This is a genomic window from Pseudomonas sp. 51_B, assembly GCF_017491595.1.
Taxonomy (GTDB): Bacteria; Pseudomonadota; Gammaproteobacteria; order Pseudomonadales; family Pseudomonadaceae; genus Aquipseudomonas; species Aquipseudomonas promysalinigenes.
The window spans coordinates 1-465 of sequence record NZ_JAFGYW010000326.1 but is presented as its reverse complement, the minus strand read 5'-3'; the positions used below and the strand labels follow the sequence as shown (position 1 = coordinate 465).

Sequence of the window (465 nt, the reverse complement as noted above, 5' to 3'; positions counted from 1 at the left end):
GGCTACCTACAACTACGAAAAAACCGACAGCGCCGAGGAAGAAATGCCGGGGCTGAGCGTGTTTTATCGCAATGACGAAGGCGAGATTTTCCACACCTATTCCACATACGCGCGCGGTCTGGACATGCTGGTTGGCGCTTACCACTATCTGGATCTGACGCCCAAGGGCAGGAATGAAGACGAGATCATGGAATGGGTTCGGCATCATGATCGCTATGACGGTGCGCCAAAGTCAGGCTGCTGCCATGCCGATTGAGCGCAACCCTGCCCCCACAGTTTCTGAACTTTTGCCAGGCTTCAGGCCTCAACCGCTTACCTGCCTTAACCGGAACTGAGGCCTGCCCATGAAAACCCTGATCAAGCTGTCCCTCGCCGCTACCCTTGTCTGCGCCCTGCCCGTCTGGGCCTGCACGCCGGAAGAGGCGACGATCAAACGCGAACAACTGGCCAAGGAAGTCTCCAAGC

General features: G+C 57.2%; 1 protein-coding gene. It reads left to right on the top strand.

From position 1 onward, the window contains the following. Window positions 1-256, top strand: a 256-nt coding sequence (locus J5M56_RS25055) for a DUF899 family protein (RefSeq protein ID WP_207938068.1), incomplete at its 5' end; no start/stop codon positions are given. Window positions 257-465: the final 209 nt, after the last annotated feature.